This window comes from Azospirillum melinis, assembly GCF_013340935.1.
Classification (GTDB): Bacteria; Pseudomonadota; Alphaproteobacteria; order Azospirillales; family Azospirillaceae; genus Azospirillum; species Azospirillum melinis.
Window position 1 is genome coordinate 38,706 of record NZ_WHOS01000042.1, and the last position, 24,146, is coordinate 62,851.

Here is a 24,146-nt window from a genome sequence, read left to right on the forward strand (position 1 = left end):
ATGACCTAGGGGAAAGCAGTCGTTCCGCATCGTTGGAATAAACCGCAACGCCGGATGTTTGCCTGTTTCGTTGGACTGCGGGTGGCGGGTGTCCGGACGCTTTCACGGGCGAACAGTCCATTTTTTGTGCCGCGGCGGTCACAGGAGAGGCATTTTGAACATCCCCCCGTATCGTGATATATGCCAAAGGGCGCAGCGGCCGTCCGGGGTCGTCGCCGATCCCCTCATCTCCCGGTCCCTGACGCTTTGATCCGACGGCTGGCCATGTCCATTCCCGACGCGCCCTTTTCCGCGGCTTCCCCGGATGCCCGCACCGTTCCCGCCCGTTCTGCGGCCAGTCGCCCTCCGGCGGACCGATACGGCCGTCCACGGCGCGGCTGCCTGTCGGTCGTCATTCCCTTCTACAACGAGGGGCCCAACATCGCCGCCCTGTTCGCCCGGCTGGTGCCGGTGCTGGACGGACTCGGTATGGATTGGGAGGTGGTGTGCGTCAACGACGGAAGCCGCGACGACACCGTCGACCGGCTGCTGGACGTCCATGACCGCGAGCCTCGGGTGAAGGTCGTCGACCTGTCCCGTAATTTCGGCAAGGAACTGGCGCTGTCCGCCGGGCTCAGCCACACCACCGGCGACGCCATCGTGCCCATGGACGCCGACCTGCAGCATCCGCCGGAACTGCTGCCAGCTTTCATCGCCAAGTGGCGCGAGGGTTTCGACGTGGTGGTCGCGGTGCGCCATGCCCGTGTCGGGCAGAGCCTGAAGCACCGGCTGTTTGCCCGCCTGTTCTACTGGGTCTTCGACCATCTGTCGGAGATCAAGCTGCCGCGCGAGGTCGGCGATTTTCGCCTGATGGACCGTCGCGTCGTCGAGGTCATCAACCGGATGCCGGAGCGCACGCGCTTCATGAAGGGCATCTTCGCCTGGGTCGGCTTCCGTCAGGCCGCGATCCCCTACGAGCAGGGCGAGCGCGCCGGCGGCGATACCAAATGGGGCTTCGTCAAGCTGCTGCGCCTGTCCTTCGACGGGCTGACCGCCTTCTCCACCTTCCCGTTGCGGGTGTGGAGTCTGGTCGGCATGGCGGTGTCCGGCGTCGCCTTCGTCTATATCCTGATCCGCCTGATCCGCACGCTGATCCACGGCATCGACGTGCCGGGCTATGAATCTCTGCTGGTCGCCGTGCTGTTCCTGGGCGGCCTCCAGTTGATCACCCTGGGCATCATCGGCGACTATCTGGGCCGTGTCTTCGCCGAGGTGAAGGGGCGTCCGCTGTTCATCGTCCGCTCGGCCCACGGCTTCGGTCCGGCGGACGGCCGGCACGAGCATGATCTGGACCCTGTCGGCGAAAGCTTCGGCGACGGAACAGCGGGGCAGGAGCCGCGCCGATGAGCATCGAGACCCGTCTGGACACCGGCGACGGGGAGGGTGCCGGTGGCGCCGCTCGCCGCCCGCGTCCTGCCACCGCCGCACCCTCCACCGCCACGGCGGCCGGCCGCGCGCTGCCGCGTGGCGAGGCGGCCCTGTGGGACGGGCTGTCGCGTGCGCTTCTCCTGGGCGTGCTGATCCTGGCGGCGCTGACCTTCCTCAGCTACGGCATCAGCACCGACGAGGAGGTCCAGCACATCTACGGCAAGAAGCTGCTGTCTTATTACCTCAGCGGCTTCCAGGACCGGTCGGCCTTCCATTTCAAGGATCTGGCCTATTACGGCGGGCTGTTCGACCTCGTCACCGCCGTGATCGTGCCCTTCTCCCCCTTCGAGGAATACGAGACGCGGCACCTGCTCTGCGCGCTGGTCGGCGTGCTGGGCATCGCCGGAACCTGGCGTTACACCCGGCTGCTGGCCGGTCCGCGCGCCGGCTTCATCGCGGCGGCCCTGCTGTCGCTGAGCGGCGTCTATTACGGCGCCATGTTCAACAACACCAAGGACGTGCCCTTCGCGGCCGGCATGGTGTGGACGCTCTATTTCGCCACCCGCATCCTGAAGCAGATGCCGCGTCCCAGCCGGAGCGCCGTGCTGAAGTTCGGGCTGGTGCTGGGCATGACGCTGGCGATCCGCGTCGGCGCGGTGCTGGCCGGCTTCTATCTGGCGGTCGCCATGGCGCTGCATTTCGCGCTGGTCACCCGGCAGGAGGGGCACCGCTGGGCGCTGGCCGATGCGCGGCGCGCCTTCCTGTCCCTGTGGCCGGCGATCCCGGTCGCCTACGCCATCATGGCTGTGTTCTGGCCCTGGGTGGTGCAGCGGCCATTCCGCAACCCGCTGGAGGCGCTGCGCGTCGTCTCCCACTTTCCGATCGACATCCAGACGCTTTTCATGGGCGAACTGGTCCATTCGAACGATCCGCCCGCCCTGTACCTCCCGGTCTATCTGGCGGTGAAGCTGCCGGAGGCGGTGGTGATCGGCGTCGGGGCCGCGGTCCTCATGGCGGCGGTGTGGCTGGCGCGCGGCGGCTGGCGGCGCGCCGGCGCCTTCACCGTGGTCCGCTATACCCCGCTGGTGCTGGCTGGCTTCCTGCCGATCCTGCTGTTCGTTTTGATGCGGCCGTCCGTCTACAACGGCATCCGCCATTTCCTGTTCCTGGCGCCGCCGTTCGTGGTGATGGCCGCCATCGCGGCCGACCGGCTGTGGACGCTGTCACAGCGCGGCGGCCGGGCGCTGGGGCAGGGGTTCGCCGCCGCGATGACCGTGGTCGCCGTGGTGTACGCATGGCAGCTGGGCGCCATGCATCCGAACCAGTACGTCTATTACAATCAGTTCGTCGGGGGCGTACGCGGCGCCGATGGCCGGTTCGAACTGGATTACTGGGGCAACTCCCTGCACGAGGCGCTTCAGGAACTGGTCGAGTATGTCGAGCGCGAGAACGATGGCCATGCCCCGCCGCGGCAATACACGCTGACCGTCTGCGGCAACACGCTGGCGGTCCGGTTCGAGTTGCCGCCCTGGCTGCGTCTGGTGAACGGAATTGAACCGGATTGGCGCAAGGCGGATTTCTTCCTGGCCTTCACCCAGGTGAAGCGTTGTCCGTCCCTGTTGGACGGCCATCCGATCCTGGAGATCGCCGCCGACGACGTGCCGCTGTCGGTGGTCAAGGACCGCCGTCCGCCAAGGGCCGAAATCCCCACCGAATAGCCGCGGCCGGATAACCAACGCTGGCCTGCCAAGCCTGACCTGATGGGCGGCGATGGGACAGTTGGGGAGTACCCCGGCGGCTCCCGCCCCGTCTTTCGCCGCATCGCCCTTCGCGGCCCTGTCCGCCCGCCGTACGTCTGCCCACTCTCCAGGCTCGCGATTGGGAGCGGGCGGAGGTGTGCATGCGGCGCGGACTGCTTTGGGGCGCTTTGTGCCTGCTGCTGTGGAGCGTTCCGCTCGGTCCGACCGGGGCCATCGGCCTTGACCGGGCTCCCGACCCGTTGGTCGATGCGGTCACCCGTGCGGTGGAGGGGCGGCAGCCGGCGGCCGGAACCGGCAGCCTGGTGGTCGGCGTCATCCGCGACGGCCGGACGCTGGTGGTCGGGCGTGGCGATGCCGGGCGGCCGGATGGCGGGCCGGCCGACGGGCGCACCCTGTTCCAGATCGCGTCGCTGACCAAGCCCTTCACCGGCACCATCATGGCGGAACTGATGCGGGAGGGCCGCGTCGACCCCGCCGACCCGCTTCAGCGCCATCTGCGCCGGGTCGGCGCGGTGCAGGTCGCCCATGTGCCGGACTATGACGGCCGTCCGATCCGGCTGCGCGATCTCGCCACCCACACCGCCGGCCTGCCGAACGTGCCGGAAACCCCCCGCTTCTCCTGGAGCCGGCTGGAGGATCCGCGCAATCCCTACAAGCCGCTGTCGCGGGGCGAGTTGGCGCTGTGGCTGTCCGATTACCGGCTGCCGGTGCCGCCGGGCGTGCGTTTCAGCTATTCCAATGCCGGCATGTCGGTGCTGGGCGAGGCGCTGGCGGCAGCGGCCGGCCAACCTTACGAGACCTTGCTGAAACGGGTGGTGACCGATCGGTTCGGGCTGCGCGACACCACCCTGCACCCGACGGCGGAGCAGCGGATGCGCAAGGCGGCGGGCCATGCCCGTGGCCGGACCGTGCCGGATTGGGAGGCGCCGGCGATGCTGCCCGCCTTCGGCCTCTATTCCTCGGCCGACGATCTGCTGCGCTGGCTTTCCGCCAATCTCGGCGATTGCCCAGGCGGTGCCGCCGTCGGGCCGGCCGGTCACGGCTGTGCGCCGCCGGTGGCGGCCACCCTGGCGCTGGCGCAATCGGTGCAGGTCGACGGCCGGTCGCTGGCAGATCCTGGCAGCCTGGGAAGCGGGGCGATGGCGCTCGGATGGTTCGTCGCCTGGGCCACGGACGGCACGCCGATCCATTGGCATTCCGGCTCCACCGGCGGCTTCAACGCCTATATCGCCTTCTCGAAGGCGCATCGCTGGGGCGTTGTGGCCCTGACCAACAGCGATCCCGATCAGGTCGCCGCCGACCATGTGGTGATCGACCTCGTCCGTCGTCTGGAAGCGCGGCCGGAGGTGGCGAGCCTGCCCTGAGGCCCTGTCATGAAGCTGCGGCCCGGTTCAGTGCAGGCGCCGCAGCGGCTTGACCGGGATCTCGACATCGGCGCGGGCCGGGGCGATGGGACCTGCCTGATGATGGGCGAGACGCCAGTTGCCCTTTTCGCGGGCAAACAGGTTGGTGGCGGCCAGGACGGCATCGCCCAGCGTTTCCTCGCAAACCACCAGCGCTGTGTCGCCGTGCAGCGTGACCCGTTCGTTTCGGGCCGCCACCGTGATGCCGCTGGGTGTGCGCAGAACGTCGCGCCAGCTGGTCAGCACGGCGTCGCGTCCGAACAGGGCGGTCCAGCCGGGATGGATGCAGGAGACGGGCAGCGTTTCCGCCCACAGGGCTTCCATCGCGGCGGCGTCGCGGTTGGTGAAGGCCCTGTAGAAGGCTTGGTTCAGGGCCAGCAGCGTGTCGCGGTCGGTCATGTCTTCATCCGGGCGATGGTTCCGGGAGGTCGGACGGCGCCCGGCCCGGCGGGCCGGCACCGGGACCGCTTGTAAAGAAGCCATCACTCATGGGCAAGCGCCGGTCCGGACGGATCCGGGCCGGCGCTGTGACAATGAACGCATCGGACCGGCTCAGGCAGTCAGATCGACGCCCTGCGACTTTGCGGGAGTCGCGGCGGTGGCCGCCGTCCCGCTCTTCCCGGCCGACAGCCCGGCGATCGGATTGGACAGGTCGAGCGTCAGGTGGGTGACGCCGTCCTTCGAGGTGGTCGGCTTCAACACCGCCAGCCCCTTCATCCCGTCGCCGCCGCCGCCTTTGGCGGCCATGTCGTTCAGCTTGCCGAGGATGTCCTTGATCTCATCCTCGCTGAAGCCTTCCGACCGCACGATCATGCCGGTCGACTCGCCGGTGGCGGTGGTGGTCATGCCGGTGGCGCTGAGCGCCATATCGCCGCCCTTGCCCAGGGAAGCCTGCAGGCGCTGGTCGTCGCGGCGGAAGTCCAGGGTCGATTTCGCGAAGGAGATCTTGACGCTGCGGTCGCCGTCCTGGATTTCCAGGTCGATCCCATGCGACTCGATCGACCACTGGGACTGGGTGGCCTGCATGTCCACCGACAGGTCGCTGAGGTTCATGCCGTCCAGCTTGGACTTCAGCCCGTCGCCGAAGCCCTTCACCGCGTCGTCGATCCGGTTCTGCGGAACGCCGAGCGCACTCAGCGTATCGCCGAGCCCCTGCTTCAGGGCGTCGATGCCCTTGCCGAACATGCCGGCCAGGCCCTTGCCGTGGTCCAGTGCCGACTGCATCAGCGACTGGGCCTGCTTTGCACGGTCCACGCCGCTGCCGGAGGCCAGGGCGCCACCCCCGCCCGCTGCCCCGCCCGCTGCCTGGGTGCCGCTCTTGCCGGTCATGCTGTCCAGCAGCGATTCCATCGACTGGCTGATGGTGTAGGCCGGCGATTGGGACTTCTTGTCTGCCTTGTCGCCGTCCACCGTTTTCGCGTCCGATTTGGCCAGCGCGTCCTTCACCGTGCCGGCCGTCTTTGACGAACCGTTCTGCACAGCCGTGGACAGCACCGACGGTTTGCCGCTCGGGCCGCTGAGCTCCGCGTAGTACATGGATGCCCCCGCATCGCGTTGTTTGTGTGCAAGCGGAAGCATGGCGCCGGCAACCTTTACCGTTTGTTAATTTCATGGATTTCTTTCAATGATTGAAACAAATTCGTTTCCTTACTAAGTATCGACGACTGTGAAACTTCATCCGATGTCTTGGTACCACTTGTTCCGCCTGCGTGATGAGCTGCGACGAGGCGCGGCTTTCACCATGGAGAAGGGGCTGCTACCCTTGTCGCCAAAGGACCCGGAAGAAGGGAGCCAGCCATCATGACCGACCACCTGTCCATAGCCCTCGCCCAGATCAATCCCGCCGCCGGCAACCTCGCCGCGAATGCCGACCGACTCCGTGCCGTAAGGGCTGAGGCCGCGGCACGCGGTGCCGATCTGGTCGTCTGTCCCGCTGCCGGCCTGTCCGGTGCCCCGTTGCTGGATCTGGCTGCACTTCCTGCCTTCCTCGACACGGTGGAGGCAACGGTGCAGGCGCTGGCGGAGGACACCGCCGACGGTGGCCCGGCCTTGCTGGTTGGCGCGCCCTGGCATGGGGATTCGGTGCCTGGGGATTTGGGACGCGACGGATCGAAGCGTCACAATGCCGCGCTGTTGCTGGATGGTGGGAGAATCGCTGCGATTCGTTTCCAGGCCGTAATGGATTCCGGTGAAATCGGTGGGCCGGAGGAGGATCGTTTTGATAGCGGTCCGATGCCGGGTCCGGTGAATGTTCGCGGAGTGCGGATCGGCCTGCTGGTCGGCGGCGACCTGACCACCGGCGACGTTGCAGAAACGCTGGCGGAAAGCGGTGCCGAGCTGCTGGTCGCCATGCTGGCAAGTCCCTTCGCTCCTGGCCGCGCCGACCAGCGGATTCATGCCGGCGTCGCGCGGGTGGTGGAATGCGGGTTGCCGCTGGCCGCCGTGAACCTGATCGGCGGGCAGGACGAGCGGGTGTTCGACGGCGGCAGCTTCGCGCTCGCCCCCGGCGGGCGGCTGGTCGCCCAGGCTCCGCTGTTCGCCGAACATCTTCTGCTGACCCGGTGGGAACGCGGAGACGATGATGGCTGGGACAGTTCTGAGGCCGAAACGATTGCTCCGGCTGAAGGAACTGAGGCGCTCTATGGCGCGCTGGTGCTGGGTCTGCATGATGCCGTAACGAAATCCGGCGCGCCGGGTGTGGCGGTCGGTCTGACCGGCGGTCTGGACTCGGCGCTTGTCGCCGCCATCGCCGTCGACGCGTTGGGGCCGGAGCGGGTCCTGGCGGTCCGGGCACCGCTGCCGGGCGGCCCGGACGCTGATCTTGCCGGTGCCCTGGCCGACAGTCTGGACGACGCGGCGGAAATCGTGGAACTGCTGGGCTGCCGCCTCGACAATGTCGCGCTGGCGCCGCTGCTGAAGGCTGCCGACTCGCTGTTGGCCCCGGCCTTCGCCGGCCGCGATCCGGCCATGGCGGTGGAGCGGATGCATGCCCGTCTGCGTGCCGCAACTCTGGCGGCGCTGGCGGAGCGGATGGGGGCCTTGCTGCTGTCGAGCGTGGACCGTACCGACCGGTTGCTCGGCCTTGCGCCGGAGGAGACGGGTTGCGGCTATGCCGTGCTGGCCGACGTGCCGAAGACGGCGGTACTGGAACTGGCGCGCTGGCGCAACCGCAACCAGCCGGCGGCATCGCGCGGGCCAGCCGGGCTGGTTGTCCCGGAGCGGGTGCTGACGCGTCGGATGAAGGCTGAAACTCCGGCCGGGCTGCCGCCGGCGGAGGCGTTGGACGATCTGCTGGCCGGCTTGCTCGATGGCGGGCTGTCGCCGGCCGATCTCATGACGCGCGGTCATGCATCGGAGACGGTGGCGGCGGTCTGGCGATTGATGGCTCGGGCGGAAGCAGGCCGCCGCGGGGCTCCGCCGGGGCCGCGTGTGTCCCGCCGGTCAACGGTGCGGTTGCGGCGCTTTCCGATTGCCGGCGACTTCACCGATCTGCTGTAGAGCGGGCGGGTGGAAGGGGGCAGCCCCCTTCACACCCGTTTCGAAGTCTCGCGGACGTCAGCCGCGCGTCAGCTTGATGATCGTGGCGATCATGCCGAAGGTCCACAGCACGGCCGGCAGAACCACTCAGGTCGGATGGAAGATGATCGCCAGCGGCATGATGAAGATCAGCAGCATGGCGGGAAAGACGAAGAAGGGCGAATTTCCCCAGTTGCTCAACAACCCGGCTGGGTTCGCGTCTTCACCAAGATAAGCATCGGCGGTAACCGCTTGATCCGTCATCTCTATCACCCAAAGATTTTTGCGGTTATCTCCTGTCCCGCAGTGCAGCAAGACAGGGGTTCATACGCCACGATGCTTTGGATGGCCAGAGCGCAGCCTTTGCCGTTGCTTTTGACTTTGGTCGAAGATTGGGTTCCGGGACGCCGGTTACGCGGCTTCGGTCAGTGCCAGCTGCGGGCGGCGCAGGCTGGACTGGATGGTGAAGGGCGCACGGACGCCGCCATTGAACAGCTCGGCGCATTCCAGAGCCTTCAGCACGCGCTCTTCCGGCGGCTGGCCGGCGGTGGAGGCGAGCGAACCCAACGCATAGTCCGATCCGCAGCCGATGGCATGGTAGCCGCGCACCGCCTCGCCGACCTGATAGTCGGACTGCACGGTGAAGAGGCGGCCTTCCAGCCCTACCATGAAGGTGCCGCCTGTCTCCACGTCGTTGGAGCGGTGGGCGTAGCCGCCGTCCTTCAAGCAGTTGCGGACGGCATCGACGAAGTCGACGACCATGTAGCGGAACAGGTCGGCGTCATGGTCGCGGGACGGGACCTCCAGCCGGTAATGCAACAGCTGGCCCATGCGGAAGGAACTGGTGAAGCCGATCAGGCTGTCGCCGTTGCGGAACACTTTGGTGTCGGCGCGGACGGTGATGTCCAGCCCGTTCACCCCGGCGCTGTCGCCGCCCATCCACACGCGATCGCCGTCCACCAATCCCACAATGCAGGTCATCGCCAACCCTCGCCTGATAAAAAAGAAACCGAGGCAAAGGGTGGGGGAAGGCGGTTAATGAATTATTGCTCAGCTTTGTGACATTGCGCGTGACAAAGGAGGTATCGTTACCCCCTTCGTCGTGCGTTTATCTTGCTTACTTCGCCAGATCGACCAGAGCCTTGACAGTATTTTCGGCCCCTTTGGCGATCTGTGCCAGAGTGGCGTCCAGCATGTAGCAAGGGGAGGTGACCACCTTCAGCCCCGGATCGACCACGATCTCGCCATGGGTGGTGGTGCGGTGGACCGCCCCCATCGCTTCCAGGGCGGCGACGGTCCCAGGATCGTTGCCGACGGTCAATTCCACCCCCTGCTGGCCCAGGATCTTGGCGAGGATGGCCGGCGCGATGCACAGCGCGCCGATCGGCTTGCCGGCCGCACGCATGGCGGCGACGGCGGCCACCACCTGCGGGTTGACCGAGCAGTCGGCCCCCTTGAAGGCGAAGTCGCTGAGATTCTTGGCGGCGCCGAATCCGCCGGGGAAGATCAGCGCATCGACGTCGCCGGCCGAGAACTCGCTGAGCGCGGTGATCTTGCCGCGGGCGATGCGTGCCGACTCGACCAGCACGTTGCGGCTTTCGCCTGTCTCCTGGCCGGTCAGGTGGTTGACGACATGGGCCTGCGGAATGTCGGGGGCGTAGCACACCGCCACCGCGCCCACCCTGGCGATGGCCAGCAGGGTGCAGACCGCCTCGTGGATTTCCGCGCCGTCATACACGCCGCAGCCCGACAGCACGACGCCGATGCGCAAGCTCTTGTCCGCCATAGGATGTCTCCGAGATTGGATTTGCCGCCAAGCTAACGCAGCCCGTTTCCCGCGCCTACCGTAGCAACCGACGCAATGCCCGACCTGTTGCGCGGATGCATCGGTCGCGGACCGCTTTCGGAAGGCGCGCCGGCCGTGCTAGGACTGCCCGTCTGTCCCGTCCGCAACCCGAGTCCAGCCATGTCCACCGCCGTCCGTTTCGCCCCCAGCCCGACCGGCCGCATCCATGTCGGCAATGTGCGCCTTGCGCTCGTCAACTGGCTGTTTGCGCGCAAGACCGGCGGAAGCTTCATGTTCCGGCTCGACGACACCGACGAGGAGCGCTCCACCCAGGAATTCGCCGATGCCATCGCTGCCGACCTGACCTGGTTGGGCCTGACCTGGGATCGTTTCGCCCGCGAAAGCGACCGCTATCCGCGCTATGACGAGGCGGCATCGGCGTTGAAGGCCGCCGGCCGGCTCTATCCCTGCTACGAGACGCCGGAGGAACTGAACCTCAAGCGCGCCAGCCTGGTGTCGCAGGGCCGTCCGCCGATCTACGACCGCGCCGCGCTGCGCCTGACCGACGAGGACCGCGCCCGGCTGGAAGGGGAAGGGCGCAAGGCCCATTGGCGCTTCAAGTTGAACCCGACTCCGGTGGAGTGGATAGATCTCGTCCGCGGGCCGGTGCGGTTCGAGGGCACGGCGCTGAGCGATCCGGTGTTGATCCGCGAGGATGGCCGGCCGCTCTACACCCTGACCAGCGTGGTCGATGACGCCGACTTCGCCATCACCCACATCATCCGCGGCGAGGACCATGTCGCCAACACCGCGGTTCAGATACAGATTTTCGAAGCTCTTGGTGCGGCGGTGCCGTCCTTCGCCCATCTGCCGCTGCTGACCGATGCCGGCGGGCAGGGGCTGTCGAAGCGGCTGGGCAGCCTGTCGGTCGGCAGTCTGCGCGACGAGGACGGCATCGAGCCGATGGCGGTCAACAGCCTGCTGGCGAAGCTCGGCACCTCCGATCCCATCGAGGCGCGGCTGACGCTTGAGGAGTTGGTGGCGGAGTTCGACCTGTCGAAGATCGCCCGCGGCACGCCGAAGTTCGATCCGGAGGAGCTAGGCCGGCTGAACGCCCGCATCCTGCACCTGACGCCGTTCGAGATGGTGGCCGCCCGGCTGGAGGCGCTGGGCCTGACCGGTGCCGACACCGCTTTCTGGGACGCGGTGCGGCCCAATCTGGCGCGACTGAGCGAGGCGCGGGACTGGTGGGCGGTGACACATGCGCCGGTGACGCCGCTGGTGGAGGATGCCGCTTTCCTGGCCCAGGCGGCGGCGCTGCTGCCCGTCGAGCCGTGGGACCTCGGCACCTGGGGCGCCTGGACCAATGCGGTGAAGGGGGCGACGGGCCGCAAGGGCAAGGAGCTGTTCCTTCCTCTGCGCCGCGCGCTGACCGGGCGCGACCATGGACCGGAATTGAAGAACCTGCTACCCCTGATCGGACGGGCGCGCAGCCTCCGGCGTCTGGCCGGCGAAACCGCCTGAAACCTTTCTTAATCCAGGAGTTCGGACCGTGCCGTTGGACCTCTACAACACGCTGACCCGCCGTAAGGAGCGCTTCGAGCCGCTTCGCCCGGACCATGTCGGCATGTATGTCTGTGGTCCGACCGTCTACGACACGGCCCATATCGGCAACGCCCGGCCGGTGGTGGTGTTCGACCTGCTGTTCCGGCTGCTGTCGCGGCTCTATCCGGCGGTGACCTATGTCCGCAACATCACCGATGTGGACGACAAGATCATCGACCGGGCGCGGGACAGCGGCGAGCCGATCGATGCGCTGACCGTGCGCACCACCGACCTGTTCCATGCCGACATGGACGCGCTGAACGCGCTGCGCCCGAGCATCGAGCCGCGGGCGACCCAGCATATCGGCCAGATGATCGCGCTGATCGCCACGCTGATCGAGCGCGGCAACGCCTATGCGGCGGAAGGGCATGTGCTGTTCTCCGTGCCGTCGATGCCGAGCTACGGCCAGCTGTCCCGCCGCTCGCTGGAGGACATGATCGCCGGTGCGCGGGTGGAGGTGGCTCCCTACAAGCGCGATAGCTCCGACTTCGTGCTGTGGAAGCCGAGCAGCCCCGACCAGCCCGGTTGGGACAGCCCCTGGGGCCGCGGCCGGCCCGGCTGGCACATCGAATGCTCCGCCATGGCGAAGGAGCATCTCGGCGCCACCTTCGACATCCATGGCGGCGGGCTGGATCTGATCTTCCCGCACCATGAGAACGAGATCGCCCAGAGCTGCTGCGCCAACGGCACCGACCGGCTGGCCCGCACCTGGGTCCACAACGGCTTCGTGACGGTCGAAGGCGAGAAGATGTCGAAGTCTCTCGGCAACTTCTTCACCGTCCACGATCTGCTGGACGAGTTCCCGGGCGAGGCGATCCGCCTCACCCTGCTGAGCGCCCATTACCGCCAGCCGCTGGACTTCACCCGTGAGGGAATCCGGCAGGCCAAGGGTGCGCTCGACCGCTGGTATCAGGCTCTGCGCGGAGAGCCGGCAGCCATTCCGGCCGAGCTGCCCTTTGACGTGCTGGCGGCGCTGGAGGACGACCTGAACAGCCCGCTCGCCATCGCGCATCTGCACGAGCTGGCGACCGCGGTGAACAAGGCGAAGAGCGATGCCGAGAAGGCCGCGGCCAAGGGTGCGCTGCTGGCGGCCGGACAACAGCTCGGCCTGTTGCAGCAGGATGCGGAGGCATGGTTCCGCTGGGCGCCGACCGGTGGGGCCGAAGGGTTGACCGACGCCGAGGTCGAGCAACTGATCGTCGATCGCAAGTCCGCCCGCGCAGCCAAGAACTTTGCCGAGGCCGACCGCATCCGTAAGGAACTGGCCGACAAGGGCATCGTCCTCGAAGACGGTCCGCAGGGTACGACCTGGAAGCGGGGGTAATTGGTCGATCCGCCCTTTCCCAATGAGGGAAAGGGCGGGCCACCCATCATTGTTCCCTGGATCGCAACAAACCTTCGTCAAATTCGCTGATTATCCCACACGTCGATCCGGCCTAATCTCCTCATCAGACAAAACGCGGCCCGTCCGGCCCACCTGACCGAGGAGACCCTGACCATGATCGACAATCGCACCGCTCCCTATGCCGCCTTCCTGCTGCGCGTCGGCCTCGGCCTGCTGTTCCTGGCGCATGGCCTCGTGCTGAAGGTGCTGACCTTTACCATTCCCGGCACCGTCGGTTATTTCGAGAGCATCGGCTATCCCGGCTTCTTCGCTTATCTCGTGATCCTGGGCGAGATCGGCGGCGGGCTGCTGCTGATCGCCGGTGTCTACACCCGCTGGATCGCGCTGGCCCTGCTGCCGATCATGATCGGCGCCACGCTCCAGCATGTCGGCAATGGCTGGGTGTTCAATACGCAGGGTGGCGGTTGGGAGTTCCCGGCCTTCTGGACGGTCCTGCTGGTGGTGCAGTCGCTGTTGGGCGAGGGCGCCTTCGCCCTGAAGGTTCCGGCACTGGGCGCCCCGAGCGACCGTCGCGAACTGGCCTGATCCGCAACCAAAACCGGTATTCGATGGTGGCGCGGAGCGGGGAGGGGGCAATTTGCCTCTTCCCCGTTCCGCGTCGCCGTCCCATTTGGTAGACAGGACGGAGACCAACCGGAGAGCCTGATGACCGTTTCGCCGAACGACCAGCACAAGACGGAGTCCTCCGGGGTCCTGACTCTGCTGGACGACCTGATCGCCAAGGCGCGCGCCGCCGGCGCGGATGCCGCCGATGCCGTGCTGTTCGACAGCGCGTCCGTGTCCCTCGCCCACCGGCTGGGCAAGACCGAGAAGCTTGAGCGCTCCGAATCCGGCGATCTCGGCCTCAGGGTGTTCGTCGGCAAGCGGCAGGCCATCGTCTCCTCCACCGACCGCAGCGGCAAGGCGCTGGACGAGTTGGTCGAGCGTGCCATCGCCATGGCCCGTGTGGTGCCGGAGGACGGCTTCGCCGGCATCGCCGATCCGGAGCAGCTGTCCCGCAGCTGGCCCGACCTCGACATCTGCGATGATGAGGAACCGTCTTCGGAAACGCTGATCGAACGCGCGCGGATCGCCGAAGAGGCAGCGCTGGCGGTCGAGGGCGTCACCAATTCCGAAGGGGGCGATGCCGGCTGGAGCCGCTCGACCATCGCGATTGCCGCCTCCAACGGCTTCGCCGGCACCTACGGGGTGTCGCGCCAGTCGCTGTCTGCCTCCGTCCTGGCCGGTACCGGCACCGGGATGGAGCGCGACTATGATTATGACAGCAAGGTCTATGGCGCTGACCTGCGCGATCCCGCCGAGATCGGCCGCGAGGCCGGCGAGCGCGCCGTCCGCCGCCTGAACCCGCGCCGCGTCAAGAGCTGCAAGGTGCCGGTGTTCTTCGACCCGCGGGTGTCGCGCGGCCTGCTCGGTCACCTGACCGGCGCCATCAGCGGTCCCAGCATCGCCCGCGGCACCAGCTTCCTGAAGGACAGGATGGGGCAGCAGATCTTCGCGTCCTCCATCACCATCGTCGACGATCCGCATGTGAAGCGCGGCCTGCGCTCCCGTCCCTTCGATGCCGAGGGCGTCGAAGTGTCGCGGCGTACGCTGATCGAGGACGGTGTGCTGACCACCTGGCTGCTCGACCTGCGGTCCGCCCGGCAACTCGGCCTGACGACCACCGGCCATGCCGCCCGCGGCACCTCCGGCCCGCCCGGCCCGGCCCCCGCCAACGTCTACATGGCTGCCGGCAAGCGCAGCCGCGCCGACATGCTGGCGGAGATCAAGGACGGCTTCTATGTCACCGATCTGATGGGCATGGGCGTCAATGGCGTCACCGGCGATTACAGCCGTGGTGCCGGCGGTTTCTGGATCGAGAACGGACAGATCACGTATCCCGTCAACGAGATCACCATCGCTGGCAACCTCAAGGACATGTTCCTGAACATGGAGGCGGCCGACGACCTGGAACTGCGCTTCGGCATGGATGCGCCGACTGTGCGCATCGACGGCATGACCATCGCCGGGATGTAAACGCCGGCATGTAAGCGGAGGCGTTCAGGCCGCTTAGGGCGGAGGCATCTCCGCCCGTCTATTCATCATTTGGCATCGTTCTTGCGCAGACAGCGGGCAACCCAAAGCGGGTTCGCCCGCTTTTTGTGCTGCATTTCCGCCACTCTGCCTGTCCAAACGTCAGCTAGGCCCTTGCGCATATCTGCCTGATCTGTTAGCAATTTGCCGCTTTTTTGGGCGAAATGCTGAAGGTTTGTGCAAATGGATACGGCAAAGACGGGTGGCGACGTCCTTTTCGTGCTGATGGGCGCGGTGATGGTGCTGGCGATGCATTGCGGCTTCGCCCTGCTGGAGGTCGGGACGGTCCGGCGCAAGAATCAGGTGAACGCGCTGGTGAAGATCCTGTCAGACTTCGCCATGTCGACCCTTGCCTATTTCTTCGTCGGCTATGCCGTGGCCTACGGCATCGACTTCTTCGCCGACGCCCACACGCTGGTCGGCAAGGGAAGCGGCGGCTTCGCGGCCTATGGCTACGATCTGGTGAAGTTCTTCTTCCTGGCGACCTTTGCCGCCGCGGTGCCGGCCATCGTCTCGGGCGGCATCGCCGAGCGCGCCAGGTTCTGGCCGCAGGCCGGCGCCACGCTGGCGCTGATCGCGCTGTTCTATCCATTGCTGGAAGGCACGGTGTGGGGAACCCGCTTCGGCCTGCAAGGCTGGATGGCCGCGACCTTCGGCCAGCCGTTCCACGACTTCGCCGGATCGGTGGTGGTGCATGCCTTCGGCGGCTGGGTGGCGCTGGGTGCGGTGCTGAACCTCGGCAATCGCCGCGGCCGCTACCGCCCCAACGGTTCGCTGATCGCCATTCCGCCGTCGAACATCCCCTTCCTGGCGCTGGGCGCCTGGGTGCTGTGTGTCGGCTGGTTCGGCTTCAACGTGATGAGCGCCCAGGTTCTGGACGGCGTGACGGGTCTGGTCGCGCTGAACTCGCTGATGGCGATGGTCGGTGGCATCGTCACGTCGCTGGTGATCAGCCGCACCGATCCCGGCTTCGTCCACAACGGCGCACTGGCCGGTCTGGTGGCGGTCTGCGCCGGGTCCGACGTGATGCACCCGCTGGGCGCGCTGGTCACCGGCGGCATCGCCGGGCTGCTGTTCGTCTGGGCCTTCAACAAGTGCCAGATCGACTGGAAGATCGACGACGTGCTGGGCGTCTGGCCGCTGCACGGTCTGTGCGGCCTGACCGGCGGCCTGCTGGCCGGCGTCTTCGGGCAGGAGGCGCTGGGCGGCCTTGGCGGCGTGTCGATCCTCAGCCAGATCGTCGGGACGCTGGGCGGTGCCGGCTTCGGCTTCGCCGCCGGTCTGGCGGTCTACGGCCTGCTGCGCGTCACCGTCGGCATCCGCCTCGATCCCGAGCAGGAGTACAAGGGTGCCGACCTGTCGTTGCACCACATCACCGCGTACCCGGAAGAGGACGCGCCCGGCATGTAATGCGCCGCGCACAACTCCGCCGCCCCTTGGCCGACTCTTGCTTTGCCGGGGCGGCGGCTTTAGTGTCCGGCGCGAACTCCTCCCCCTCACGACGCCGGATTTTGACCGCCCCATGAAGGCCGCCATCGTCGTTTTCCCCGGCTCCAACCGCGAACGCGACGCTGTCGCCGCGCTGGAGGCCGTCAGCGGGACCAAGCCGCATCTGGTCTGGCACCGCGACACCGAACTGCCCAAGGTCGACCTGATCGTCGTGCCCGGCGGCTTCTCCTATGGCGATTACCTGCGCTCCGGCGCCATGGCGGCGCATTCGCCGATCATGCGCGAGGTGAAGGCGCGGGCCGATCAGGGCGTCCGGGTGCTCGGCGTCTGCAACGGCTTCCAGATCATCACCGAGGCCGGGCTGCTGCCCGGCGCGCTGATGCGCAACGGTGCGCTGAAGTTCGTCTGCCGCGTCCAGCATCTGCGGGTGGAGAACACCGACAGCCCCTTCACCAAGAAATACGCGAAGGGCCAGATCGTCCGTTTCCCCGTGGCGCACGGCGACGGCAACTACTGGACCGACGCGGAGACGGTGAAGCGGCTGGACGGCGAAGGCCAGGTCGCCTTCCGTTATGTCGGTGACGAGGCGCGGTCCGATCCGCGCGGCAACCCCAACGGCTCGGTGTCCGACATCGCCGGCATCTTCAATGCCAAGCGCACCGTGCTCGGCCTGATGCCGCATCCCGAGGACGCGGTGGAGGCCCTGCACGGCAACACCGACGGCAAGCCCATGTTCGAAGGTCTGGTGGAGGCCCTGTCGTGAGCGCTGAAGCTACCAGGGCGCAGGAGCGTCCGGTCACCGCCGAACTCGCCAAGGAGTTCGGCCTGTCCGCCGAGGAGTACCAGAACGCCCTGGACATCCTGGGCCGCACCCCGACCTTCACCGAGATGGGCATCATTTCGGTCATGTGGTCGGAGCACTGCTCCTACAAGTCGTCGAAGGTGTGGCTGAAGACGCTGCCGACCACCGGCCCGCAGGTGATCTGCGGCCCCGGCGAGAATGCCGGCGTGGTCGACATCGGTGACGGCGATGCCGTCATCTTCAAGATGGAGAGCCACAACCACCCGTCCTACATCGAACCCTACCAGGGTGCGGCGACGGGCGTGGGCGGCATCCTGCGCGACGTGTTCACCATGGGCGCGCGTCCCATCGCCAACATGAACGCGCTGCGCTTCGGCTCTCCCGACCATCCCAAGACCCGCCATCTGGTCTCGGGCGTGGTCGCCGGCATCGGCGGCTACGGCAACTGCGTCGGCGTGCCGACCGTGGGCGGTGAGACCAACTTCCACCCCGCCTACAACGGCAACATCCTGGTCAACGCCATGACCGTGGGTGTCGCCAAGACCGACAGGATCTTCTATTCGGCCGCCGCCGGCATCGGCAACCCGGTCGTCTATGTCGGCTCCAAGACCGGCCGCGACGGCATCCATGGCGCCACCATGGCGTCGGCCGAGTTCACCGAGGATTCGGAGGAGAAGCGCCCGACCGTGCAGGTCGGCGACCCCTTCACCGAGAAGCTGCTGATCGAAGCCTGCCTGGAATTGATGGAGACGGACGCCATCGTCGCCATCCAGGACATGGGCGCCGCCGGCCTGACCTCGTCGTCGGTCGAGATGGCCGGCAAGGGCGGCCTGGGCATCGAGTTGACGCTCGACAACCTGCCGATGCGCGAAGAGGCGATGACGCCCTATGAGATCATGCTCTCCGAAAGCCAGGAGCGCATGCTGATCATCCTGAAGCCCGGCCGCGAGGAGGTGGCGAAGGCCATCTTCGACAAGTGGGAGCTGGACTTCGCCGTCATCGGTCACCTGACCGACACCGGCAACCTCGTCATCAAGATGTATGGCGAGACCTGGTGCGACATGCCGATCGCCCCGGTGTCCAACGCCGCTCCGGAATACAACCGTCCGTGGGAGCCGACGCCGAAGGCTTCGGATGTCGCCGACAGCGTGTTCGACGGTTATTCCGAGGAACTGGGCGACACGCTGACCAAACTGTTCGGCTGTCCCGATCTGGCCTCCAAGCGCTGGATCTGGGAGCAGTATGACAGCCTCGTCGGCGGCGACACCCGCTTCATGTCGGGTCAGGCCGACGCCGCGGTCGTCCGCGTGCCGGGCCAGACCAAGGCGGTCGCCATCACCACCGACTGCACCCCGCGCTACTGCCTCGCCGACCCGGTCGAGGGCGGCCGCCAAGCCGTGGCCGAGGCGTGGCGCAACCTGTCGGCGGTGGGCGCCCTGCCGCTCGCCATCACCGACAACATGAACTTCGGCAACCCCGAGAAGCCGCGGATCATGGGCCAGTTCGTCGGCGCCGTTCAGGGCATCGGCGAGGCCTGCAAGGCGCTGGACTTCCCGGTCGTCTCGGGCAACGTTTCGCTCTACAACGAGACGAACGGCGAGGCCATCCTGCCGACCCCGGCCATCGGCGGCGTCGGCATCATGCCGGACGCGATGATCGCCGTCGGCATCGCCTTCAAGAACGAAGGCGACGTGATCCTCGCGGTGGGCGAGACGAAGGGCCACATCGGCCAGTCGATCTTCCTGCGCGAGATCCTCGGCCGAGAGGAAGGGGCACCCCCGCCGGTCGATCTGGCGGTGGAGCGCCGCAACGGCGATTTCGTCCGCGGCCTGATCCACGAGGGTCTGGTGGTGTCGAGCCACGACGCCGCCGACGGCGGCCTGATCGTCACCATCGCCGAGATGGCGCTGGCCAGCGGCATCGGCGCCTACCTGACCGGTTTCGACGGCCAGCATGTCCGCGTGCTGTTCGGCGAGGACCAGGGCCGCTACGTCCTGGCCGTCCGTCCGGACGTCGCCGCGACGGTGCAGGAGAAGGCCAAGGCGGCCGGCGTTCCGGTCACCGTACTGGGCGAAACCCGCGGCACCTCGCTGTCGGGCCGCGGTGGCGAGATCGTCTCGCTGAAGCGTCTGCGCGAGGCGAACGAAGGCTGGCTGCCGACCTACATGGCCGCCGAGCTGTAAGACGGCCGGGTCGTAAGAAAAACGGCCAGACCTGATCGAGGTGACCGATCAAGATCGACGGGGCTGCTTCATGCGAGGCGGCCCCGTTTCTTTTTCCGGCCGGGGAGCGGCGGACACCCTGCGCCGTTCATGCTCTGTCGTGTACAGACAGGCAAATCGCGTTAAACTCACCGCTCCAAAGGGTTGGATCGGCATATGAGCGCGCCTGGAGGCGGGGAATGGGGTTTTCAGTCACCTTTTGGGGCGTGCGCGGCACCATTCCCTGCCCAATGGCCTCGCATCTGGGGTTCGGTGGCAACACCTCCTGCGTCGAAGTGCAGGCGGGCAAGCAGCGGATCATCATCGACGCCGGTACCGGGCTGCGGATGCTGGGGCGCAAGCTACTGGCCGAAGGGGTGACCGGCGCCACGCTGCTGCTGAGCCACACCCATCTCGACCACATCAGCGGCTTTCCCTTCTTCGCGCCGGCCTACACCAAGGGCTTCGGTCTTCGCGTCATCTCCGGCCATCTCAACGGCGGTCCCGACATCGAATCGGTGATGGCGCGCCAGATGGAACGGCCGCTCTTCCCGGTACCGCTGCGCACCATGGGCGGCGACCTGAGCTTCCTCGAGGTGCCGCCCGGCCACAGTTTCAAGCTGGAGGGCGGGGTGCGCATCCACACCGCGGCGCTGAACCATCCCGATGGCGCCACCGGCTATCGGATCGAGTATCAGGGGCGGTCGGTCGCCTACGTCACCGACACCGAACATGTGCCTGACCACCCCGATCGCAACATCCTGAACCTTGTCGACGGGGTGGATCTGCTGCTCTACGACTCGACCTACACCGACGATGAATGGGTGCAGCGGATCGGCTGGGGCCATTCCACCTGGATGGAAGCGGTGCGGATCGCCCGCGCGGCCCATGTGAAGACGCTGGGCCTGTTCCACCACGATCCAGACCACGACGACGCGACGATGGAGCGGATCGAGGCGGCGGCCAAGGCAGAGTTCGCTAATTGCTTTGCCGCGCGCGAGGGAACCACCATTTCCCTCGACTGACATTCCCTGTGCATCGGGCATTATGACCGCAACCATCCTGATTCTGTTCGCCGCCACCTATCTGGGCATGGCGCTGGGCGGCTTTCCCGGCCTGCGCATCGACCGCACCGGCATCGCGCTGGTCGCAGCGATCCTGTTGCTGGCGACCGGGGCGCTGGATACCGCCGCCGCCGTGTCGGCCATCGACTTCCCGACGATCTTCATCCTGCTGGGTCTGATGATCCTGTCGGCGCAATATGCCGGCAGCGGCTTCTACGACTGGTGCGCGCTGAAGGTGGCGCAGGCGGCGAAGTCACCGGCGCGGCTCCTGGCGGTGATCGTGCTGGTCGCCGGCGGGCTGTCGGCAGTGCTGGCGAACGACGTGGTCGTCTTCGCGATGACGCCGATGCTGTGCCTGGGCTTGCAGGCGCGCAAGCTGGACCCGCGGCCCTACCTGATCGGGCTGGCGGGCGCCGCCAATGCAGGGTCGGCGGCGACGATGATCGGCAACCCGCAGAACATCCTGATCGGTCAGGTCGGGCATCTCGATTTCTGGCGCTTCCTGGCGATCTGCGGCGGCCCGGCGCTGGCGGCCATGGCCATCGCCTATGCGACCGTCTGGCTGGTCTGGCGCGGCCGTTTCGGCATGCCGCAGGAGGGGCACGGGGACGCCGTGCAGGCGGTGCCGAAGCTCGACCGCTGGCAGTTGGGCAAGGCGGTGGCGGCGACGCTCGTTCTGCTGATCCTGTTCACCCGCGACATCCCGCAGGAACATGCGGTGCTGCTGATCGCCGGTGTGATGATGGTGAGCCGCCGCATGGCCAGCCGCGACATGCTGGGCATGGTCGACTGGCACCTTCTGGTGCTGTTCGGCGCGCTCTTCGCGATCAACCATGCGCTGGGGCTGACCGGCATCCCGACGGCGCTGGTCAACGACCTGAGCGCGGCAGGATGGCTTCCCGACCGGCTGGCGGTGATGCTGCCGCTGTCGCTGGCAGGCAGCAACACCATCGGCAACGTCCCGGCGGTGATCCTGCTGCTGGCCGCTTGGCCGTCGCCGCCGGAAGGGGCGCTCTACGGGCTGGCGCTGCTGTCGACCCTGGCCGGCAACCTGCTGCTGCCGGGCAGCCTCGCCAACATCATCGTGGCGGAGCGGGCTGCCGCTGCCGGCGTCAAGCTGGGCTTTGTCGAGCATGCGCGCTGCGGCGTGCCGATGGCGCTGCTGTCGATGGCGGTGGCGGCGGTCTGGCTGTGGGCGGGTGGGTGGATGGGGCTGTGACGTGCAGGCTGTGACCTGTGATCACCACGTGACTTTGGGAACTGCAAGCCCCTTCTGCCGGGTGCGACAAATGGGGTACTCTGTTCGGAGCGCCATTGTCGTGCGCCGGGGTGGGGGAGCGCTGTGGGTCTGGTCGGCCAATTCCTTGAATTTATCGAAAGTGCTCCGAACCAGTCGCTGCGGTCGCTCAGCGATCGGGTGCTGCGCAAGTGCCGCGAACTGACGGGTGCCGAGGCCGGCACGATCTTCATGCTGCGCGGGCAGGGGCGGCACCGTCATCTCGATGCGGTGAGCGCGCAGAACGACGTGATCCGCGCCAGACCGACCCTGTTTTCGGTGCCGGTCAGCCAAGCCTCCATCGTCGGCTACGTCGCTGCGACCGGCGAGACGCTGCTGCTGGAGGATGCCTACGCCATTCCGGCGGACCGGCCCTACAACTTCAACCCGGCCTTCGACCAGCGCACCGGCTTCCGCACCCGGTCCATCATGGCCTTCGCGTTGAAGGGGTTCCGTGACCGGCCCATCGGCGTGGTGCAGCTGATCAACCGCCGCCCGCTGGAGGGGCCGCCGGCCTTTCTGCCCGATCACGAGCAGATGATCGCCCCGGTCAACCACATCGTCGGCCGGGCGCTGGAACGCGCTGCGACGCTGGAGCGGCTGACCGAACGCAACCGTGCCCTGACCAAGGAGCGCCGTCGTGTCGCCGAACTCCAGGCCGAGACGGAGCGGGCCTTCATGGTGTCGGTCAATTTGCTGGCCCGCGCCGCCGAGGTGCATGACGAGGACACCGGCAACCACATCCTGAGGGTCAACGAATATTCCTACATGCTGGCGACCTGGGCCGGTTGCAGCCGCGCCTTTTGCCAGGAGATCCGCTTTTCCGCCGCCCTGCACGATGTCGGCAAGATGAGCGTCGATCAGGCGGTTCTGCACAAGCGGGGCCGGCTCGACGAGCGCGAGCTTGCGGAAATGCGGCGCCATCCGGTCTATGGCCACGACATCCTGGTCGCATCGGACCGGTTGAAGATGGCCGCCGAGATCGCGCTGTACCATCACGAGCAATGGGCCGGCACCGGCTATCCGTTCGGCCTGAAGGGCGAGGAAATTCCCCTCGCCGCCCGCATTGTCGCCATTGCCGACTGTTATGACGCGCTGCGCAGCGCCCGGCCCTACAAGCCGTCATTCAGCCATGAAAAGACGGTGGACATCCTGCTGAACGGTGACGATCGCCTGGACCCGAAGGTCCATTTCGATCCGCGCCTGCTGGCGCTGTTCGCCGCCCGCCATGCGGAGTTCGGCGAGATCTGGGAGCGGCTGAAGGATCAGGAAACGCAGGATGCCTGAGGCCTGACGAAAGAGGGCCGGTGCGGGCGGTCCACGACCTCCCGCACCGGCCCTGTCTTAGGCTCAACCCGCTCAGCTGTGGGTCACTCGGCCGGGTTGGTCGCGGCGAGCGCGCGGCGGCGGACCCAGCGGATGCTCTTGATCGCGAGCCACAGACCGCCGATGGCAAGGCCGGTCAGCAGCAGGATCTTCGGTCCATCCTCGCCGATGGCGGCGGCAGCCTCACCGAACAGGTAACCGGCGCCGGCGAAGCTCCAGGCCCAGATGCCGGCGGCGATGAAGTTCCAGAACAGAAAGCGCGACCACGGCATCCCCGAGGTGCCGATGGCGACCGACGCGATGTTCCGGACGCCGTAGAGGAAACGGAAGACCAGGATGAAGGCGACGCCGTATTTCTCCAGCCAACCCAGCACCCGGCAGGCGTGGGCATCGGCGGAGGGGAAACGGGCCAGCGCCTTTTTGCCCCAGCGGCGGCCCAACCAGAACCAGACCTGATCGCCCAGGAAACTGCCGATCCACACCGACCCGACCAGCCAGTAAAGATTGACGATACCGAGCTTGGCGCCCATCCCGCCGAAGATTACAAATGTTTCACCTTCAAAAAAGGCCCAGACAAAGGCCATCGGGTAAAAGGCGTTCCCCCATTCCTGCAACCACGAAATCCAGTCCAAAGCTCCCTCCGGGAGACGTCGCATGTGGGTTCGGCGTGCCCGGCGGCGCTTTGATACCGCTTTATTGTGCGATGCGGCATATAAAGCGTGGGCTGGAAGCGATCATGACATAAAGCCGTGTGGTTTGTCTCGGAAACTTTATTGACGAAGGGACGCACCCAGCAGTGAGACTGGGGCAGTGAGACCGGCGTGTCAGAAATCCTCGCCCGAAAGCTCTCCCACCGCCTGCCGCGCGGCACGCAGCAGGGCGGGGTTCGGCTCCGTCGAACCTTCTCCGTCCTCGCCGTCGGTATCCCCGGAGTCGGGAACGGCCCGGCGCTTCAGTTCGCGCGCCGCTTCGATCAGCAGATGTGCCAGCCGCTGGTCGGGCAGCGCCTGCACCAGTGCCCGCAATTCCGCGTTGGACAGAGCTGCCGGGTCGAAGGCCGGCGGGGGAGGCGG

The 24,146-nt window shown here is 67.0% G+C and carries 20 protein-coding genes and 1 pseudogene; 14 read left to right on the forward strand and 7 right to left on the reverse strand.

Annotated elements, in window-relative coordinates; genetic code table 11:
* Positions 1-264: 264 nt before the first annotated feature.
* The 3 genes from GBZ48_RS25225 to GBZ48_RS25235 all read left to right on the forward strand — a co-directional run bounded on the left by GBZ48_RS25225 (position 265) and on the right by GBZ48_RS25235 (position 4,531).
* Entirely contained in the window at positions 265-1,386 is a 1,122-nt protein-coding gene (locus tag GBZ48_RS25225; protein WP_174473533.1) for a glycosyltransferase family 2 protein, read from the forward strand.
* Positions 1,383-3,125: an ArnT family glycosyltransferase gene (locus tag GBZ48_RS25230; RefSeq protein WP_174473534.1), complete on the forward strand. Its 1,743-nt coding sequence runs from the start codon at positions 1,383-1,385 to the stop codon at positions 3,123-3,125. Before GBZ48_RS25225 ends, GBZ48_RS25230 begins: the two co-directional genes overlap by 4 nt.
* A 182-nt stretch (positions 3,126-3,307) precedes the next feature.
* Positions 3,308-4,531 (forward strand): serine hydrolase domain-containing protein, encoded by a 1,224-nt coding sequence (locus tag GBZ48_RS25235; RefSeq protein ID WP_174473535.1) that lies wholly within the window; start codon positions 3,308-3,310, stop codon positions 4,529-4,531.
* Positions 4,532-4,558: 27 nt separating this feature from the next.
* On the opposite strand, the gene GBZ48_RS25240 is transcribed toward GBZ48_RS25235, so the two are convergent.
* The gene (locus tag GBZ48_RS25240) at positions 4,559-4,969 is read right to left on the reverse strand and encodes a nuclear transport factor 2 family protein (RefSeq protein WP_109051615.1); all 411 of its coding nucleotides are present in this window, start codon (positions 4,967-4,969) and stop codon (positions 4,559-4,561) included.
* A 153-nt stretch (positions 4,970-5,122) separates the two neighbouring features.
* Entirely contained in the window at positions 5,123-6,106 is a 984-nt protein-coding gene (locus GBZ48_RS25245) for a hypothetical protein (RefSeq protein ID WP_246307445.1), read from the reverse strand.
* Positions 6,107-6,370: 264 nt separating this feature from the next.
* Between GBZ48_RS25245 and nadE the strand changes: the two genes are divergently transcribed.
* Positions 6,371-8,068 (forward strand): NAD(+) synthase, encoded by a 1,698-nt coding sequence (nadE, locus tag GBZ48_RS25250; RefSeq protein ID WP_174473537.1) that lies wholly within the window; start codon positions 6,371-6,373, stop codon positions 8,066-8,068.
* A 126-nt stretch (positions 8,069-8,194) separates the two neighbouring features.
* On the opposite strand, the gene GBZ48_RS25255 is transcribed toward nadE, so the two are convergent.
* The 3 genes from GBZ48_RS25255 to elbB all read right to left on the reverse strand — a co-directional run bounded on the left by GBZ48_RS25255 (position 8,195) and on the right by elbB (position 9,872).
* Positions 8,195-8,350, reverse strand: coding sequence for a hypothetical protein (locus GBZ48_RS25255; RefSeq protein ID WP_174473538.1), 156 nt, complete (start codon positions 8,348-8,350; stop codon positions 8,195-8,197).
* Between the two features lie 147 nt (positions 8,351-8,497).
* Positions 8,498-9,067, reverse strand: a complete 570-nt coding sequence (locus GBZ48_RS25260; RefSeq protein WP_098739245.1) for a hypothetical protein — start codon at positions 9,065-9,067, stop codon at positions 8,498-8,500.
* Between the two features lie 136 nt (positions 9,068-9,203).
* Positions 9,204-9,872 (reverse strand): isoprenoid biosynthesis glyoxalase ElbB, encoded by a 669-nt coding sequence (elbB, locus tag GBZ48_RS25265; RefSeq protein ID WP_174473539.1) that lies wholly within the window; start codon positions 9,870-9,872, stop codon positions 9,204-9,206.
* A 180-nt stretch (positions 9,873-10,052) separates the two neighbouring features.
* On the opposite strand from elbB, the gene gltX reads away from it, so the two are divergent.
* The 10 genes from gltX (at position 10,053) to GBZ48_RS25315 (ending at position 23,034) form a co-directional block, all read left to right on the forward strand.
* Positions 10,053-11,396, forward strand: a complete 1,344-nt coding sequence (gene gltX, locus GBZ48_RS25270) for a glutamate--tRNA ligase (protein ID WP_174473540.1) — start codon at positions 10,053-10,055, stop codon at positions 11,394-11,396.
* Between the two features lie 28 nt (positions 11,397-11,424).
* Positions 11,425-12,801 carry a cysteine--tRNA ligase gene (gene cysS, locus GBZ48_RS25275; protein WP_174473541.1) on the forward strand — a complete coding sequence of 459 codons (1,377 nt, stop codon included), beginning with the start codon at positions 11,425-11,427 and terminating at the stop codon, positions 12,799-12,801.
* A 174-nt stretch (positions 12,802-12,975) separates the two neighbouring features.
* On the forward strand, positions 12,976-13,407 hold the full coding sequence (locus tag GBZ48_RS25280) for a DoxX family protein (RefSeq protein WP_174473542.1): 432 nt from the start codon (positions 12,976-12,978) through the stop codon (positions 13,405-13,407).
* A gap of 120 nt (positions 13,408-13,527) precedes the next feature.
* Positions 13,528-14,898, forward strand: coding sequence for a TldD/PmbA family protein (locus tag GBZ48_RS25285; protein WP_174473543.1), 1,371 nt, complete (start codon positions 13,528-13,530; stop codon positions 14,896-14,898).
* A 240-nt stretch (positions 14,899-15,138) separates the two neighbouring features.
* A complete protein-coding gene (locus GBZ48_RS25290) occupies positions 15,139-16,365 on the forward strand; it encodes an ammonium transporter (protein WP_174473544.1) in 1,227 nt (408 codons plus the stop codon).
* 112 nt (positions 16,366-16,477) lie between these two features.
* Complete coding sequence (purQ, locus tag GBZ48_RS25295) at positions 16,478-17,167, forward strand: phosphoribosylformylglycinamidine synthase subunit PurQ (RefSeq protein WP_109075620.1); 690 nt, start codon at positions 16,478-16,480, stop codon at positions 17,165-17,167.
* Positions 17,164-19,389, forward strand: a complete 2,226-nt coding sequence (purL, locus tag GBZ48_RS25300; protein ID WP_174473545.1) for a phosphoribosylformylglycinamidine synthase subunit PurL — start codon at positions 17,164-17,166, stop codon at positions 19,387-19,389. The genes purQ and purL overlap by 4 nt, the downstream gene beginning before the upstream one ends.
* A gap of 218 nt (positions 19,390-19,607) precedes the next feature.
* Positions 19,608-20,432 (forward strand): MBL fold metallo-hydrolase, encoded by an 825-nt coding sequence (locus GBZ48_RS25305; protein ID WP_174473546.1) that lies wholly within the window; start codon positions 19,608-19,610, stop codon positions 20,430-20,432.
* A gap of 22 nt (positions 20,433-20,454) precedes the next feature.
* On the forward strand, positions 20,455-21,690 hold the full coding sequence (locus GBZ48_RS25310) for an SLC13 family permease (RefSeq protein ID WP_174473547.1): 1,236 nt from the start codon (positions 20,455-20,457) through the stop codon (positions 21,688-21,690).
* A 123-nt stretch (positions 21,691-21,813) separates the two neighbouring features.
* Positions 21,814-23,034, forward strand: coding sequence for an HD-GYP domain-containing protein (locus GBZ48_RS25315; protein WP_343049660.1), 1,221 nt, complete (start codon positions 21,814-21,816; stop codon positions 23,032-23,034).
* An 83-nt stretch (positions 23,035-23,117) separates the two neighbouring features.
* Here the strand turns inward: GBZ48_RS25315 and GBZ48_RS25320 are convergent, their stop codons facing one another.
* Together GBZ48_RS25320 and GBZ48_RS25325 are read right to left on the reverse strand one after the other, a co-directional pair.
* The gene (locus GBZ48_RS25320; RefSeq protein ID WP_174473548.1) at positions 23,118-23,729 is read right to left on the reverse strand and encodes a DedA family protein; all 612 of its coding nucleotides are present in this window, start codon (positions 23,727-23,729) and stop codon (positions 23,118-23,120) included.
* Positions 23,730-23,897: 168 nt separating this feature from the next.
* Positions 23,898-24,146: pseudogene (locus GBZ48_RS25325) on the reverse strand (hypothetical protein); the annotation flags it as partial.